We start from the raw sequence: 292 nt of genomic DNA, 5'->3' as shown, positions 1-292 counted from the left end.
CGGATGTGGCGGTGGTGGTGCGGGAGGACCGGCCGGGGGATCGGCGGCTGGTGGCCTACGTGGTCCCGGGCGGCGCGGGGACCGGTGGGGATGGGGCGGTCCCGGAAGGCGGTGCGGCCGATCCCGGCCGGGAGAAGGGAGCCGTTTCCGGTGCCCCGGGGGCGCTGACTCCGGAGGAGGTGCGGGGGTTCGCGGCGGAGACGTTGCCGGAGTTCATGGTGCCGTCGGTGGTGGTGGTGGAGGCGTTGCCGTTGACGGGCAACGGGAAGCTGGATCGGGCGGCGCTGCCGGC

At 75.7% G+C, this 292-nt stretch carries 1 protein-coding gene; it reads left to right on the top strand.

The features are described 5' to 3' along the window. Positions 1–14 precede the first annotated feature (14 nt). Positions 15–292 (top strand): AMP-binding enzyme (locus ACWJ6R_RS38235; RefSeq protein WP_449066833.1); only part of this gene is annotated, 278 nt, incomplete at its 3' end.

The organism is Planomonospora algeriensis (assembly GCF_977012225.1).
The sequence above is the reverse complement of the archived record's forward strand: the minus strand, read 5'-3'. Positions and strand labels throughout refer to the sequence as shown.